We start from the raw sequence: 15,809 nt of genomic DNA on the forward strand, positions 1-15,809 counted from the left end.
GCGCGGCGACGCGCCTGGTTCAAGGCCCAGCCTGATCTCGATCCCGAACGGTTGGTCTTTATCGACGAGACCGGCGCCGCCTTCCGCAGTCGAGCGCCGCACAAAATCCATGTGACAACGCCCTTCCTACGCTTTACGTCGCAAAATTTGGAGCCAGAGGCTAGTCGGCTCCATAGACCTTCCCACGGAGCAGAACAAACACCGTCGCGAGGCTCGCGATGACCAGCAATAAGGTCGAAACCACCGCAATCGTCGGATCAATTTCATTTTTGAGCGCGGTGAACATGACTTTTGGCAGAGTCGAGTTGAAGCCGGATGATATCAGCAGCGCGACGACGACCTCGTCCAGCGAGGTGAGAAAGGCAAGCAGTGCCGAGACCACGATCGAATAGGCAAGCTGTGGCAACACAACGAGCCTTATCGTCGTAAACCGGCTCGCGCCGAGACTATACGATGCCTGTTCAAGCACCGGATCGAACTGGTTGAACCCGGCGGTCATGATCAGGAAGATCACCGGCAAGGAAAGTGCGACATGTCCGAGCAGGACGCCGGGCACCGTGCCGACCAGTCCCACTTTCGCAAGCAGGAAATAGAGCCCGATTCCGACCAGGATTGTTGGCACCAGCGCAGGGAGAAGGACAATCGCGGCGAGCGCCGTTCGCATTTTGACGGACAAGGACCTTGCTCCATAGGCCGCCGCAAATCCGATCGGAACCGCGACGAGTACGGTTAGAAGCCCCAATTTGGCGGACGCCCAGGTCGCTGCCTGCCACTTCGTCGAACCGAGATAATTGTCGTACCATCGAAGCGAGAACGAGGAGGGAGGGAATTCGAGCAGATTGCTGCCGGAAAGCGACATCGGGATAACGATGAAGGAAGGCGCGGCCAGGAATATCGCAATCAACACCGCGAAAATCCTGACTGAGACGCTTTGCCATCGCGGCCGGGGAAAACCTTCAAACATCAGCTTTTCCTTTGCAGCATTCTTGAAAGGGTCAAGCCGGCAAACATCATGACGCCCACGCACAGGAGCAGGACAACGCCGAGCGCGCTGGCGGTGCCCCAATTGGCTGAACTGGCGAGGCTCCGTTCCAGGCGCATTGCGACCATGTAGACCTTGCCGCCGCCAAGGATGTCCGGCGTCACGTAAAAGCCAAGGCAGGAAACGAAAACAAGCGCCGAGCCTGCAACAATTCCGGGCAGTGAAAGCGGAATGAAGATCATCCGCAATGCTTGCCAGCGGGTCGCCCCAAGGCTTGCCGATGCCCGCATCAGATTGATGTCGATCTGCCGCATGGAGCCGAGAACCGGAAGGATGAAGAGCGGGAGCATGATGTGGGTCATGCCGAGGATGGCGCCGAAATAGTTGAACACCAGCGGCAGCGGATCGGATGTCAATCCGAGACCTTGCAGCGCCTGGTTGACCACGCCGTTCCGCTGCAAGAGAACGATCCAGGCATAAGCCCTGACCAGCAGAGACGTCCAGAACGGCAACAGGACTGCGAGAAGCAGCAAGCGTCCCGACCGTCTCGGCAAGGCTATGATCATTAGCGTGAATGGAACGCCGATGATGATGCAGGCAAGAACGGTGGCGAAACTGACCTCGAACGTAACCTCGAAGCTGCGCAGGAAGCTTTCGTCGGTCAAAACCCGAGCGTAATTTTCGCCGCCGACCGTTCCGTCGGATCCAAACGCGGATAACCAGAACAGCCAAAGGCAAGGCAAGGCCACAGCGATCAGAATGATGATGGCGCAGGGAGCCACGAACGAAGCCGACGCCATTGCCGCGCGACGTTCGTGCTTCCCCATCGATGCGGCGCTTGGGGCTCGAACGCCAGTTGAGACTTCCGCCGCGATCGTCATAGGAAATGCATTCGATCGTGATTGACGAAAAGGTCGATGCTGTCGCCATTGGTCAATCGCGACATAGCCTCGCCGTCGGCTTGTTGGGCCCTGACGCGCATGGGCGACAGGCTGTTCGGCAGGTTGACCTCGAGCAACCAGCTGTCTCCTTGGAAGACGCATTGGCGAACGATCCCACAAAGGGCCGCGGCCCCTTGAGGAGCAGAACCGATGCGCAAATCCTCCGCGCGAAGCATCAGTTGCGACACCGAGCCGGCGGGGCGCATGGATTGCGGGACAATATTCTTCGCATAGTCGATAGGAAGGAGGATCGCCTCCCCCAGGAACTCCGCTACGAAAGCCGATGTGGGACGCGTATAGATGCTTATGGGAGTGCCGACCTGTACGATTTTTCCACCATTCACCACGGCGATCCGGTCGGAGAGCGTCAGCGCTTCGCGCTGATCATGCGTGACGTAGATCATCGTCAGGCCGAGGGCCTTGTGCAGATCGCGAAGCTCGATCTGCATCTGCTCGCGCAAGTTCTTATCCAGGGCTGAAAGCGGCTCGTCGAGCAACATGATGCTTGGCTCGAAGACAATCGCGCGCGCCAGGGCCACGCGCTGGCGCTGGCCCCCGGAAAGTTCGCTGATGCGCCTGTCGTCGAGACCGGCAAGCTGCACCATCTGCAAGGCCCGTTCGGATCGTTTAGCCATTTCGGCGCGCGACACGCCGCGCACCCTCAGTGGGAAAGCGACATTTTCCCGCACACTCATGTGCGGGAAAAGCGCATAGCTCTGGAAGACCACGCCGATATTCCGCTGGTTGGCTGGAATACCGACGATGTCCTTGTCGCCGATCCTGATTTCTCCCGCGTCAGGCTGCAGAAAACCTGCAATGGCCATGAGCAGGCTGCTCTTGCCCGATCCGGATGGACCGAGGAGCGTTACGAATTCGCCTGCCTTCACATCAAGATCGACAACGTCCAGCGCCTTAAACGAGCCGAACGCCTTGCTTATGCCGATGAGAGAAACCGGAACCGTCATTCGATGCTTACCGGGTCATCATGTCAACGAACATCGACTGAGCCTTGTCGTTGTTTTCGACCCACCAGTCCGCATCCTGCACAATCTGTTTCTTCACATTGTCCGGGTTGGTGGGCAATGTCGCGGCCAGCGCCGGGTCGATCAAGCCGGTTTCGAAAGCCTTCATGTTAGTCGGCCCATCGTGGGTGAACTTGACAAACTTGGCCTGGGACTCGGCTGACATCATTTCGTTCAGCATTTTCATGGCTTCTCCGGCATGCGGCGCGCCCTTCGGCACTGCGAAGCAGTCCGTACCCAGGATGCCCTGATTGAAATCGTACTTGGCGGCTGCCCCTTCCTTTATCGCAGTGTCGAACCGGCCGTTCCAGCCGCTGAGCATATCGACCTCACCGTCCTTGATCAGCTGCGTTATCTGGGCGCCCGACTTCCACCAGACAGCGATATTCGGCTTGAGCTTCTCGATCTTGTCGATCGCCCGCTGCAGGCCCGCCGGCGTGGCGAGAACCTTGTAGACGTCCGTGGGAGCGACGCCGTCGGCCATCAGCGCGGCTTCCAATTGCGCTTCCGCGTTGCCGCGCATGGCGCGGCGACCGGGGAACTTCTCGACGTCAAAGAAATCAGCCCAATTCTGGGGTCCTTTGTCGCCGTACGTCTTGGTGTTGTACGCAAACGTCAGCGAGTACGAATAGAAGCAGACGGCGTATTTCGGCGCGGTTCCCGGGATCAGATCCTTCGCGTCGACCACCGAATAGTCGATCGGCGTCAGGATTCCTTCCTTGCCACCGAGACCGGCTTCGTAGGCCGCCATCTGTACGATGTCGTAGGTAACGTTGTTAGCGCCGACCTGCAGCCGAACTGCGTTCAGTCCTTCGTCGATAGTGTCATCGATATAGGCATAGCCGAGCTTCTCACTAGCCGGCCCCCACAGGACGGCACGTCCCCCTTCCTGGGTCGAACCGCCACCCGTCGCGATGCTGACGGTTACCTTGTCCGCCGCATGCGCGGCTCCCGCGATGAGGATCCCGGTGCACAAAATCGTGGTCGACAAAAGCTTCATGTGTTTTTCCTTCCCATTGGTCCATCAGGTGAGGGCGCGTATTTTGTTGTTTATACCGCAACCCTGTTGACATTACTGCACCGTTTCTACATCTTGTCAACCGCAGGCCGCAGGAGGATCAAAATGCCAACGACGACCGAAATGCAGAAACGAGCCGCTGCGATTGCAAAATCTGGAGGAGTAAATGAAGCTATACGAGATAGATATTTAGAACCTCTCCAGACAATGAACGCGTGTGAAGCGCTTATTGTTGGACTTGTTAAGCAGAATGTTCGAAAGTTTCTTGTAGTTTTAGGCCATGGCTCTACCGATATCGGAGAAGTTCTAAGGGTATATTCGGAAGCTGGCGTAACAGAAACATATAATTTTCGAAATGAATGCGAAATGGCGCATGCCGCAACGGCGTTGCGTTGGCAATATGGCGAAGTGCCTGCCTTGGTTACCTCCATCGGACCGGGCGCCATGCTGGCGCTTGCCGGCTCGCTTACCGCGATTACAAATGGCGTTGGCGTCTATCACATCTATGGCGACGAAACGACGCTGCGCGAGGGCTACAATTTCCAGCAGATCCGCAAGAAGGAGCAGCAGACCTTCGCGAAAATGACTGCGATCGCCGGCGAAAGCTATTTCGTCCACACGCCGGCGGCGATGCGCGACGTCCTTCGCCGCGGCGCGGTGCGCGTCAACCACCCCAACAATGCCGGTCCGTTCTACATTCACATGCCGATGAACATTCAGCCGGCGATGATCCAGGACATCAATCTCGCGGCCTTTCCGGAAAGACCGGAATTCGACCTCGGCCCCGCCGCCCAAAACCAGATCGAAGCCGCAGCAGATGTCATCGCGCGCTATGACCGCGTGGTGATCAAGGCCGGCGGCGGCGCCAGGAGCGCCGCGGCGCAGGTGCGCCGGTTCGCCGAAAGTATCGGCGCCACCGTCGTCATCTCGCCCATTAGCCAGGGCCTGATGCCCGACGCTCATCCAAATCACATGCATATCAGCGGGACCAAGGGCACGCTGTCGGGAAACTACGCCGCCGCCCAAGCCGAGCTCGTCATCGTCATCGGATCGCGCGCGGTCTGCCAGACCGACTGTTCGGGCATCGGCTACACCTCGGCGAAGGAGGTCATCAACATCAACGCCGAAGTCGAGGACGTGTCGCACTACAACCGGACGACATGCCTGATCGGCGATGTCGGGCGGACCCTCGAGAAACTGGGCGAAGTCTGCGCAATGCGCGGCATTGGCGCCGCCCGCGCCGAGGCGTGGTTGAAGGAATGCGGCGCCAAGAAGAAGGAATGGGCAGACCTTCGCGCAAGGAACTATGCCAACGCCACCCGTCGCGACGAGATTTGGCAGCGTGAAGTGCTGACCCAACCGGCGGCGTTGAAGGCAATTGTCGATTTCGCCAAAAGCCACAACATCACCAAACTGTTCGACGCTGGCGACGTGCAATCCAATTCACTTCAAGTCTGCGAGGACGATGAGGTCGGCCAGTCAATCTCGGATGGCGGCGCATCCTTCATGGGATTCGGGGTCAGCGGTCTTGTCGCCTCGGCCATTGCCGACAACCCGAATTACACGATGGCGATTTCAGGCGACGGTTCGTTCTGGATGAACCCTCAGGCCTTGATCGATGGCCTCGAACACGGCGTGAACGGAGCGCTCGTCGTCCTCGACAACAGGCGGATGAGCTCGATCACCGGGTTGCAGCGCAAGCAGTACGGCGCGGAATTCCAGACATCCGACTCCGTGGCCGTCGACTATCGTAGCCTGTGCCGGGCAATATCGGGCCTGCATTTCGTCGATGGTGGCACGTCGCCCGAGGAACTGCGTTCAGCCCTGGCCGAGGCCCATGCGCACAAAGGTCTGTCGCTGGTGCACGTTCCGGTCGTCTGGGATCATGTCGGAAGCTCCAGTGTCGGCACTTATGGCCGCTGGAACATCGGCGTGCAGGTCGAAGACGTCGAGCGCGAGTACAGAAACCAGGTCTTGTGACCTTGGTCGAAAGCCGGCGTCCTGGAGCATGTTGGGCCCCGGGCTTTAGAGCCGCGTTCAGGTAGCGCAGCTGGAAGAAGGCGACCGGATCTTGTCTTGGTGTGGGCACGTATCCGGCATATTCGGAACGCTTCGGGATTGATGCTCTACAAACTTCCGGGCGCCTCCGTGCACCCGCCTACGCAAATGAGGTAGAAGAAGATGCGTGCAAGTTACTACAGTACGATGCTGTCCGAACTGCCTCTTGCCGAGGCGGCCGCCGAGGTCGTCAAGGCCGGGTACACCGACCTCGCCATCAACTGCGATGGGATTCCCTCGAAATTCGCGCCGCACATGACGGCCGAAACGCCGGTTGACGAATGTCGCAGGCTGGCAGGCACCGTCCGCGAGGCGGGCCTCGGAATTCCCGCGGTCAGCACGAACTTCTATTTCTTCGCCAAGGACGATGCGGAGCGCTTGCGGGGCCTCGACTACGTCACGCGGATGCTCGATCGCGTCAAGGCGATGGACGTCGACTATGTCCACCTCTGCTCGTCCAAGGCCTATCCCGGCAAGTCCGAAGACGAGATGTTCGATGTGTTTATCGAGACATGGAAGGAAATCCTCTGGCAAGCCGAAGCCCGGGGCATCTCGGTAGGGCTGGAATCGTGCGCGCCGCATATGTATCCGCAGACCGCGCGCTACGAGCAGTTGATCGAGGTACTGGCCCCGCAGAAACTCTATGTCAATTTCGACCCCAGCCACTTCATCGCAATCGGCGAGGATCCGGCCAAGGCTGTCGAAACATTGGCGGATAGCATCCGGCATGTGCACATCAAGGACGCCAAGGGGCGGTTTCCCAACTTCTCCTTTCCGCCGTTGGGAGAGGGCGAGGTCGATTTCCCGGCGTTGATCTCCGCACTATTGAAAATCGGATATGATGGCGCCATGACGATCGAATACGAAGCCAACTATTTCGGCTGGAAGCTGAGCCCGATGGAAGTCCTCGACAGCTCGCGCAAGTTCCTGCGCGATCTGGGGATTTGATCCGAACGCTTAGACAAATCCCCGGGGATCGCCCGGTTCGCTTTCACAATCCGTAGCGAAGATTCGCAGGCGGCAGACCTTCGGGAGACTTTATGAAAAAAGCAGAAATGAATGTTGCACTGATCGGGTCGGGCCTGATCGGAGGCCGGCACATCGAGGCGGTCCAGAAAACGGACGGGCTGAGAATGGCCGTTATTTGCGATGTCGTGGCCGAAAAGGCCGAGGCGGCAGCGGCAAAATACGGTGTCGCCCAGACATCGAGCAATCCCGACGCGGTGTTGGCCGATCCTTCTATCGATGTGGTCATCGTCGCGGTGCCGAACCGTTTTCATCAGGACGTGGCCGTGGCAGCCGCCCAGGCCGGAAAGCACATGCTGCTGGAAAAGCCGGTGGCGCACAACATGGAAAGCGCGCTGAAGATCAAGGACGCGTGCGCCAAGGCCGGGACTGTCGTCAGGGTCGGCCACAATGAACGGTGCTGGGATGCCTCCATTTTGGCGCGGAAGATCGTACAGGCTGGCGTGCTGGGCGATGTCTTCACGTTCCGCAACGTGTTCTCGCACAGCTGGGATGTCGTTTCGATCGACGACTATCGCTGGAACCTCGAGATTTCCGGCGGCGCGTCGATGATGGACATCACGATCCACTCGGTTGACCTGGTGCGCTATCTCATCGGCGGCCAGTACAATTCGGTGGCGTCGAGCCTGCGTCACGTCTTCATGCCGAAGGCAGTGGACGACAATGTAAACCTGATCGCCGAGATGTCGAACGGCGCTTCCGGAACGTTCACATCCGATCGCTTCTCGCCGCTCCTCCACTTCACGACCGAACTCTACGGCACGAAGGGCTCCCTTCACCTGTCCCAATCGACAGTCGGTGGCGCGACCACGGGGCCCTTGACGGTGTTCTCGAGCATTGAGGCGCCGGATCTGCCGGAGGAAATGAGCGACTATCTGCGCCCTCGCACAAAGGGCATACATTCGACTCAGAAGCCGGACGGTTGGCATCACCTCTATCCGCCGCACCGCAATCCGTACCTCAACCAGATGAGGGCCTTTTCACGCGTGCTCCACGGCGAGGAGCCGGGCATCGCGCTTTGCACGCTGGATGACGGCATCCACAATCTGGAGGTCATGCACGCTGCCTATACGGGCATGAATGAACGCCGCTGGGTGAACATCCCGCAGCCGGCGGGAACGCCTTGGGTCATCCCCCACTACGACTGAACATCACAGCACCGATGCCCGGCATCGCGTCATCGCCGCGTTTGATCGGGCATCGGAGCGACACAGCCTCGAAGCTGGCCCGGACCGCGGTCCCCGAGTAGCCACTGAAATTGAAAGAGCCCGTTCAAGCTTCACACTTGAACGGGCTCTTTCAATTTCAGGCAGTTCTCAAATGCTCTTGTCAGCGAGCCAGAGGCGTTATCCGGGGTGGCCGATTGACCGTCAGTTCCGGAACCGGCCCCGACCAACGCTCTATGCGCACCAGCGTCGTATGGGACGCCGTTCCCTGGCTGAGGCCCGAACAACCCTTGTCCAGCGTCAGGGTGTTCGGGTTTCCGTGCACATCCAGCGGCTGGCCGTTGACAATCTGCAGATCGAACCAAGCTCCCGTCGCCAGCAAGATGCAATCGGAGCGTAAGCGAGGATCGAGTCTGACGCCGGCAAGGCAGGCGCCACGCTGGTTGTAGATGCGAACGACGTCGCCTTCCTCGATGCCATGGGTGGCCGCCGTATCGGGATGCATGTCGCAGGGCTCGCGGCCCTTGATCTTGGAGGCCTGCGCTTCGGAGCCCATGTCATTCTGGCTGTGCAACCTTGTCTGCGGCTGACCCGAGATCAGGTGGTATTCGCCCTCGGCGGCGTCGATCAGGCTTTCGATCGGCTTTCTCCAGACCGGATGGCCGGGGCAGTCCTCCAGCTTCATGTCGGCGATCGTCTGATTGAAAAGTGTGATCTTACCGGACTCCGTCGCCAGCGGATTGGCCTGCGGATCGGCCATGAACTTGCCCAGAAACATCGTCGGCGGAATCGAGCCGGGCAGGTCGAAGCGACCCTTCTCGCGGAATTCATCGAATTCCGGCAGCTCATAGCCGCGGTCCCTGGCTACTGCGCGTGAGTCCTGCCACATCGCCCGCAACCAGCCAATCGTGTCGCGGCCGAGCGTAAAGGCTTCCTCGACATCGAAGTGACGCGCCAGCCGCCCGAATATCTGGAAATCATCCATTGCCTGACCATAAGGACGGTGTGCCGGCGACATGTAGAGGATGGTTTTGTCACGCCTGTTCAGCATTATATCGTGGCGTTCAAGAGGCGTCGTCGCGGGCAGAACGATATCGGCGCGTCGGGCGGTGGCGGTCCAGCTGTGCTCGTTCACGATGATCGTTTCCGGTCGCCTCCATGCGCGATCCAGCCTGTTCAGATCCTGATGGTGATGGAACGGATTGCCTCCCGTCCAGAATATCAGGCGGATATCCGGGTACGTTCTGGTTTTACCGTCGTAGGTATAGGTCTCTCCGGGGTGGAGCAGCATGTCGGTGATGCGCGCGACCGGAATGAAATCGGTTACCGGGTTTTTGCCTTGTGGCAGGGCCGGCCAAGGGATGTCACGCATAGGCCTGCCGATCGGTGTTGTCGACCCGTAGCCGAAGCCAAAGCCCAGACCGGGATGCGCCATCTGGCCCAGCATCGCAGCAAGCGCCAGTCCTGCCCAGAGGGGCTGCTCTCCATGGTCGGCGCGCTGGAGAGCCCAGGACACGCTGATCATCGTGCGCTCCGCAGCCATCCGCTTCGCCAGGGCGCGGATGACATCCGCCGGGATATCGCAGATCGGCGCGGCCCAGTCGGCATGCTTTGCCTGACCGTCGGCCTCACCCAGAAGATAGGATCGGTACTGCGGCCAGCCGCTGGTGTAGCGTGCCAGGAACGCCTCGTCCTGCAGATCGTTGGCCAGCAGTTCATGCGACAGGGCCAGCATCATTGCCGTATCGGTGCCTGGTCGGATGGAGATCCACTCCGCGCCGGGCAGGTCGCCTTGTCGCGGGGCGACAGAGACAAGTTTGGTCTTGTCATTGGCCATGTTGGACAACCATTCATCCACTTCATGGCGGGACGTGCCGCCGGAATCCACCTGCGCCGTGTGGACCGAGATGCCACCGAATGCGACGAGCAGCGTGCAATTCTCGGTGACGTGTGACCAGCTCGTCATCTGCTCGCTAAGGATGTGATTGGAAAATCCGGTCAGGCGAGGCAGGAGCACTTCGGCAGCAGCGAAGGAATAGGCGTCCTTCTTTGAAACCGAGCCGCCGATGAGGTTAAGGAATCGCCGCATTTGCCCCTGGGCGTGATGAAAGCGCCCGGCGCTCGACCACCCGTAGGATCCGCCGAAGATCGACCCATTTCCGTACCTGGTTCGCACGCGGTCGAGTTCCTGGCCGACGAGCGAAATCGCCTTGTCCCAACTGACCTCAACGAAGCTGTCGTCAGACCTTCCGGCACCCCTGTCCCCGTCCAGCCACCCCTTGCGAACAACAGGCGACGCAATCCTGGTGCCCTTGTGGCTGGCAGCGCTTTGCCAGCCCCGGCCGATACGCGATGGCGCCACGTCACCGTTGATGGGGGCAATGAGCCCGTTATCGCCGATCTGATAAGCGCCCCAGTGGGCCGCAGTATACCTCATGTCGTCTCCCGCGAATTTTCCAGACGGTTGAGCGTGCTCATAACTCCACGCTTCAGTTTATCAAAGGGTTGATGCGGGGCGGCCGGTTGACGGTCAGGTCGGGAACCGGGTCGGACCATCGCTCTATGCGCACCAGCGTCGTATGCGCCGCCGTTCCCTGGCTAAGACCCGAACAACCCTTGTCCAGCGTCAGGGTGTTCGGGTTTCCGTGCACGTCCAATGGCTGGCCATCGATCATTTGCGGATCGAACCACGCGCCCGTCGCCAGCGAGATGCAATCGGGACGCAGCCCCGCGTCGAATCTCACTCCGGCAAGGCAGGCGCCGCGCCGGTTGTGGATGCGAACCAGGTCGCCTTCCTTGATGCCATGCGCCTTGGCCGTATCGGGATGAATATCGCAGGGCTCGCGGCCATTGATCTTCGACGCTTGCGCCTCCACGCCCATGTCGTTCTGGCTGTGCAATCGCGTGGCAGGTTGCCCGGAGATGAGATGATACTCGTCCTCATCCGCATGGATAAGGGTCTCGATCGGCATCTTCCAGACCGGGTGCCCGGGGCAATCCTCCAGCTTCATGTCGGCGATCGTCTGATTGAAAAGGGTGATCTTGCCGGTTTCCGTGGCGAGCGGATTGCCTTCCGGATCGGCCATGAACTTGCCCAGGAACGTCTTTGGCGGGATGGAGGCTGGCAGGCCGCATCGACCCTTTTCGCGGAATTCATCGAACTCCGGCAGTTCGAAGCCATTGTCATTGGCGAGGCTGCATACGTCCTGCCACATGGCGCGCAGCCAGCCATTGGTGTCGCGGCCAAGTGTGAAGGCCTCTTCCACCTTGAAGTGACGCGCCAGTCTGCGAAAAATCTGAAAGTCGTCCAGCGCCTGGCCGTAGGGCTCCTGGCACCGCGACATGAAGAACATGGTTTCGTCGCTTCGGTTCAGCATGAAGTCGTCGCGTTCCAGCGGCGTCGTCGCAGGCAGGACAATGTCTGCGCGGCGCGCGGTGGCGGTCCAGCTATGGTCGGCAACGATAATTGTTTCCGGACGCGTCCACGCGTGATTGAGTCGGTTCAGGTCCTGATGGTGGTGGAACGGGTTGCCGCCGGTCCAGACGATCAGGCGAATGTCCGGGTAGGTCCTGGTTTCGCCATCATAGGTATAGGTCTCTCCAGGATTGAGCAGCATGTCGGAAATGCGCGCCACCGGAATGAAGTCGGTCACAGGATTTGGACCTTGTGATACGGCGGGCCAGGGAATGTCCCTGACAGGCCTGCCGATCGGCGCCGTCGATCCGTAGCCGAAGGCGAAGCCCGCGCCCGGATGCGCCATCTGGCCCAGCATCGCTGCCAGGGCGAGTCCCGCCCAGACCGGCTGCTCTCCATGGTCGGCCCGCTGCAGTCCCCATGCGACGCTGATCATCGTGCGTTCCCTGGCCAACCGTTTCGCCAGGGCGCGGATCACGTCAGCCGGCATATCGCAGATCGGCGCGGCCCATTCGGCATCCTTTTCCTGGCCGTCGGTCTCGCCCAGAAGATAAGAGCGGTACTGCGACCAACCGCTGGTGTAGCGGGCCAAAAACGCTTCGTTGTGCAGATTGTTGGCCAGCAATTCGTGGGACAGGGCGAGCATCATCGCGGTGTCGGTGCCGGGCCGGATCGACAACCATTCTGCGCCGGGCAAGTCCCCTTCTCGCGGTGCGATCGAGACAAGTTTCGTCTTGCCATTGGCCATCTGCGCCAGCCAATCGGAGATCTCGTGCCGGGACGAGCCACCGGGATCCACCTGCGCCGTGTGTGCCGAGATGCCACCGAATGCTACCAGAAGCGTGCAGTTTTCTGCAACGAGCGGCCAGCTCGTCATCTCGTGGATCAAGTGGTGATTGGTAAATCCAGTGATCCGCGGCAGGATCACTTCTGCAGCGCCCGAGGAATATGTATTCACTTTAGAGACCGAGCCGCCGATCAAGTTTAGGAATCGGCGCATATGCCCCATCGCATGGTGAAAGCGCCCCGCACTGGCCCACCCATACGACCCGCCGAAGATCGATCCATTTCCGAAGTCGGTTCGCACACGGTCGAGTTCCTGACCCGCCAGCGAAATTGCCTCGTCCCAGCCGACCTCGACAAAGCTGTCGTCGAGCCTGCCAGCGCCCTTGTCCCCGTCCAGCCACCCTTTGCGAACAACAGGCGACGCGATCCTGGTGCCCTTGTGACTGGCAGCGCTTTGCCAGCCCCGGCCGATACGGGACGGGGCTGTGTCGGTTTCAACCGGCGCAAGGCCGCCATCATCGCCAATCTTGTAGACACCCCAGTGCGCAGCCGTGTACCTCATGCCGTCTCCTTGCGGACTCTCTAGGCGAATTGGGTGTACTGGACGCGCTCGGTGATGAATTTCGTGACCATATGGTCGGCGATGCCTTCAATGCCGCCTTCGTGGCCGTGGCCGCTGGCTTTCACGCCGCAAACCGGTGTTTCGGCAAGGCCATAGCCGACCTCGTTGACGCCAAGCATGCCAACCTCGAGCCGATCGCTGACATATCGCGTGACCGCCAGATTGTTGGAGAACACCGACGAAGCGAGCCCGAATTCGAGCGAGTTGGCCTTCTTGACGAACTCTTCGGCTTCCGAAAAACGCTGGATCGGCGCCACAGGCCCAAAAGGTTCTTCGCTGAGGATGAAAGCGTTTTCCGAAACGTCCACCAACACCGTCGGCCGGTAAAAATGCCCGACATTGCCAATGCGGCTTCCACCTGTGGCGACCGTTGCACCCTTGCCTGCTGCGTCGGCCACAACGGCCTCTATGGAGGCCAGTTGGCGCGCATTTGCCAGCGGTCCCATCTCGCTTGACGGGTCGAGCCCGTTGCCGACGCGCAGGTTCTTGGCGAATGCGGTGAAGCGGTCCACAAATTGATCGTAGACCTTGTCCTGCACATAAAACCGGGTGGGCGAAACGCAGACCTGACCGCCGTTGCGGAACTTGGTCGCTGCGAGCTTCGCGACGACCGGCGCAACGTCGACGTCGGAGAAGACGCCGATGGCGGCATGTCCGCCCAGTTCCAGGGTGCAGCGCTTGATATATTTGCCGCAAAGCATGCCGACCGCGCGACCGGCGGCGATCGAGCCGGTGATCGATGCCTTTCGGATGATCGGCGATGCGATCAGGTGCTCGGAAACTTTGGGCGGGTCGCCAAAGACCAGCGACAAAACGTCCCCGGGAACGCCCGCGTCCAGGCACGCTTGCACGAGTAGAAACGCCGTGCCGGGTGTTTCCTCGGACGGCTTCAGTATGACCGAACATCCGGCGGCAAGCGCGTTGGCGATCTTTCTCGCCGGCAGATTCATCGGAAAGTTCCACGCGCTGAACGCAGCGACGGGCCCGATCGGCTCACGCCTGACCTCGAAATGCTGGCCGTCCTCCCTGGCCGGGATCACACGGCCATAGGTGCGCCGGCCTTCTTCGGCGCACCAGTCAAAGATGTCGGCGACCCCGGCAATTTCCGCCTTGGACTCGGCCAGGACCTTACCCTGCTCTAGGGTCATGGTCCGCGCGATCACGTCGGAGCGCTCGCGCAGAAGTTGCCCCGCACGACGCAGGACCCGCCCGCGTTCAAGTGCCGACGTGCGGCGCCACACTTCGAAGCCACGCGCCGAGCAATCCAAGGCGGCGTCCAGATCGTCCGCCGTCGCTAGGATAAGGCTGTTCAGGACTTCCAAAGTCGCCGGGTTTTCGACGGGGATCGTCTGTCGCCCGGCAGCCTTCAGGCGTTGGCCACCGATGATCGGACCAAATTGGGGATAGTTCGTCATGTCTACCAATCCACCAGCGTGCCGTCGTCGAGCACTGCGGTCTGGATATGCAGGACCTCTTGCTGGAACGGATGCTTGACCGCTTCCTTTTCATCGACTTCGACGCCGAAGCCCGGCTTGTCGGGCGCGGCCCAGCGGCCATCCACCATCTCCGGCATGCCCGTGACGACGTCGTCATACCAGGGGACGGTTCCCGGCATGGCCTCGAGGATCACGAAGTTCGGCGTGGAGATGCCGTAATGCAGTGATGCAATTGCTGCCAACGGGCCGTTGGGATTGTGTGGCGCAACGCCAGCCTGCGCAAGCTCCGCAAGCGCTGCAACCTTCTTGCCTTCCAGCAAGCCGCCGCAGTGGTTGAGGTCGGGCTGAACGATGTGGCAGGCGCGCGCGTCCAGAAGGTCGGCAAACTCCCGCAATCCGACCAGCCGCTCACCGGTCGCAATCGGCACATTCGAGCGCTCGACGATCTCGCGCATCGCCCTGGTGTCGCCAGGCTGCACGGGCTCTTCGACGAACATTGGCCCCATCGGCTCCAGCGCCTTGATGTATTCCAGCGTGGCGCTGACCGTCGAGGCTCGGCCGTGGAAATCGACCATGATTGCGGCATCGTCGCCAAGCCCCTCGCGCAGCGCGATTCCAAGCTTTTCAAGGTTGCGGCAGGCAGTGCGCGTCGTCGTCGCATTGGTGTAGGGAAGCGGCACGATCTTCACGGCGTGGAAGCCTTTTTCGATCACTGCCCGGGAAGACGCAACGAGCAGCGACGGGTCGAACGTATCGTCGTAAAGCGCCTTCATCTCGCCGAGGCCCGGGTGCGAATAGAGATCGACGCGCTCGCGAACCTTGCCGCCCAGCATCCGCCACACCGGCACGCCGAGTTCCTTGGCGGAAATGTCCCACAGCGCATGCTCGATGCCGCTGATCGCCGAGGCTCCGATAATGCCCAGGCGATAGTAGCTGTGCTTGTTCATCCGGCGCACGGCCTGCTCGATGTTGCTCGGGTCCGTACCGATCATCAACTGTGCGAGATCCTCGACAGCGCCAGTAACCGCCCGGGTCTTCCAGTTCAGCGTAGCTTCGCCCCAGCCATAGAGCCCCGGAACGGAAGTATCCACGCGCACGAATACCCAGTTGCGCATCTTCGCATTGACGACGACAGTCCGAATCCCGGTGATTTTCATGTCTTTCACAACGCCGATCGCTCGGCCAAGGGCCAGCGCCGGCGTTCTTCTCCCGTTTGCTTTTCCCGACTGAAAAGATTCGTCTGGTTCCCGACCTAGGACGCATCCAATCGTTGACTATAATAACGACACGTTTGCTATATTGCAAACGGAAAACGAGAGCTGATGTCAGTTTCGACG

Annotated in this window: 11 protein-coding genes; 3 read left to right on the plus strand and 8 right to left on the minus strand. The window is 60.3% G+C overall.

Features of this window, described 5'->3' with window-relative positions:
- Positions 1-160: 160 nt before the first annotated feature.
- From FJ958_RS27310 to FJ958_RS27325, 4 genes are read right to left on the minus strand one after another with little or no spacing between them, the layout of a single operon-like run.
- The gene (locus FJ958_RS27310; protein ID WP_140747877.1) at positions 161-964 is read right to left on the minus strand and encodes an ABC transporter permease; all 804 of its coding nucleotides are present in this window, start codon (positions 962-964) and stop codon (positions 161-163) included.
- Positions 964-1,863, minus strand: a complete 900-nt coding sequence (locus FJ958_RS32245) for an ABC transporter permease (RefSeq protein ID WP_140747880.1) — start codon at positions 1,861-1,863, stop codon at positions 964-966. The genes FJ958_RS27310 and FJ958_RS32245 overlap by 1 nt, the downstream gene beginning before the upstream one ends.
- The gene (locus FJ958_RS27320) at positions 1,860-2,888 is read right to left on the minus strand and encodes an ABC transporter ATP-binding protein (protein ID WP_140747883.1); all 1,029 of its coding nucleotides are present in this window, start codon (positions 2,886-2,888) and stop codon (positions 1,860-1,862) included. The genes FJ958_RS32245 and FJ958_RS27320 overlap by 4 nt, the downstream gene beginning before the upstream one ends.
- Before the next feature lie 7 nt (positions 2,889-2,895).
- On the minus strand, positions 2,896-3,945 hold the full coding sequence (locus FJ958_RS27325; RefSeq protein WP_140747886.1) for an ABC transporter substrate-binding protein: 1,050 nt from the start codon (positions 3,943-3,945) through the stop codon (positions 2,896-2,898).
- Here FJ958_RS27325 and FJ958_RS27330 point away from each other — a divergent pair, their 5' ends adjacent.
- From FJ958_RS27330 to FJ958_RS27340, 3 genes are all read left to right on the plus strand, one after another.
- Positions 3,946-5,943, plus strand: a complete 1,998-nt coding sequence (locus tag FJ958_RS27330) for a thiamine pyrophosphate-dependent enzyme (protein WP_210243484.1) — start codon at positions 3,946-3,948, stop codon at positions 5,941-5,943.
- A gap of 201 nt (positions 5,944-6,144) precedes the next feature.
- Positions 6,145-6,969: a sugar phosphate isomerase/epimerase family protein gene (locus FJ958_RS27335; protein WP_140747889.1), complete on the plus strand. Its 825-nt coding sequence runs from the start codon at positions 6,145-6,147 to the stop codon at positions 6,967-6,969.
- Between the two features lie 92 nt (positions 6,970-7,061).
- Positions 7,062-8,195, plus strand: coding sequence for a Gfo/Idh/MocA family oxidoreductase (locus FJ958_RS27340; RefSeq protein WP_140747892.1), 1,134 nt, complete (start codon positions 7,062-7,064; stop codon positions 8,193-8,195).
- A 181-nt stretch (positions 8,196-8,376) separates the two neighbouring features.
- Here FJ958_RS27340 and FJ958_RS27345 read toward each other — a convergent pair whose 3' ends face one another.
- The 4 genes from FJ958_RS27345 to FJ958_RS27360 are packed head-to-tail and all read right to left on the minus strand — an operon-like array spanning position 8,377 to position 15,629.
- Complete coding sequence (locus FJ958_RS27345; RefSeq protein WP_140747894.1) at positions 8,377-10,650, minus strand: molybdopterin-dependent oxidoreductase; 2,274 nt, start codon at positions 10,648-10,650, stop codon at positions 8,377-8,379.
- A gap of 52 nt (positions 10,651-10,702) precedes the next feature.
- Positions 10,703-12,976: a molybdopterin-dependent oxidoreductase gene (locus tag FJ958_RS27350; RefSeq protein ID WP_140747897.1), complete on the minus strand. Its 2,274-nt coding sequence runs from the start codon at positions 12,974-12,976 to the stop codon at positions 10,703-10,705.
- Positions 12,977-12,996: 20 nt separating this feature from the next.
- Positions 12,997-14,451 (minus strand): NAD-dependent succinate-semialdehyde dehydrogenase, encoded by a 1,455-nt coding sequence (locus FJ958_RS27355; RefSeq protein ID WP_140747900.1) that lies wholly within the window; start codon positions 14,449-14,451, stop codon positions 12,997-12,999.
- Between the two features lie 2 nt (positions 14,452-14,453).
- The gene (locus FJ958_RS27360) at positions 14,454-15,629 is read right to left on the minus strand and encodes an enolase C-terminal domain-like protein (protein WP_140747903.1); all 1,176 of its coding nucleotides are present in this window, start codon (positions 15,627-15,629) and stop codon (positions 14,454-14,456) included.
- Positions 15,630-15,809 lie beyond the last annotated feature (180 nt).

The sequence above is a fragment of the Mesorhizobium sp. B2-3-5 genome (assembly GCF_006442395.1).
Taxonomy (GTDB): domain Bacteria; phylum Pseudomonadota; class Alphaproteobacteria; order Rhizobiales; family Rhizobiaceae; genus Mesorhizobium.

What these genes read in the sequence shown, in the direction of transcription:
- FJ958_RS27310 (WP_140747877.1), bottom strand. Translation starts at nt 964, where the DNA reads ATGTTTGAAGGTTTTCCCCGGCCGCGATGGCAAAGCGTCTCAGTCAGG.
- FJ958_RS32245 (WP_140747880.1), bottom strand. Translation starts at nt 1,863, where the DNA reads ATGACGATCGCGGCGGAAGTCTCAACTGGCGTTCGAGCCCCAAGCGCC.
- FJ958_RS27320 (WP_140747883.1), bottom strand. Translation starts at nt 2,888, where the DNA reads ATGACGGTTCCGGTTTCTCTCATCGGCATAAGCAAGGCGTTCGGCTCG.
- FJ958_RS27325 (WP_140747886.1), bottom strand. Translation starts at nt 3,945, where the DNA reads ATGAAGCTTTTGTCGACCACGATTTTGTGCACCGGGATCCTCATCGCG.
- FJ958_RS27335 (WP_140747889.1), top strand. Translation starts at nt 6,145, where the DNA reads ATGCGTGCAAGTTACTACAGTACGATGCTGTCCGAACTGCCTCTTGCC.
- FJ958_RS27340 (WP_140747892.1), top strand. Translation starts at nt 7,062, where the DNA reads ATGAAAAAAGCAGAAATGAATGTTGCACTGATCGGGTCGGGCCTGATC.
- FJ958_RS27345 (WP_140747894.1), bottom strand. Translation starts at nt 10,650, where the DNA reads ATGAGGTATACTGCGGCCCACTGGGGCGCTTATCAGATCGGCGATAAC.
- FJ958_RS27350 (WP_140747897.1), bottom strand. Translation starts at nt 12,976, where the DNA reads ATGAGGTACACGGCTGCGCACTGGGGTGTCTACAAGATTGGCGATGAT.
- FJ958_RS27355 (WP_140747900.1), bottom strand. Translation starts at nt 14,451, where the DNA reads ATGACGAACTATCCCCAATTTGGTCCGATCATCGGTGGCCAACGCCTG.
- FJ958_RS27360 (WP_140747903.1), bottom strand. Translation starts at nt 15,629, where the DNA reads ATGAAAATCACCGGGATTCGGACTGTCGTCGTCAATGCGAAGATGCGC.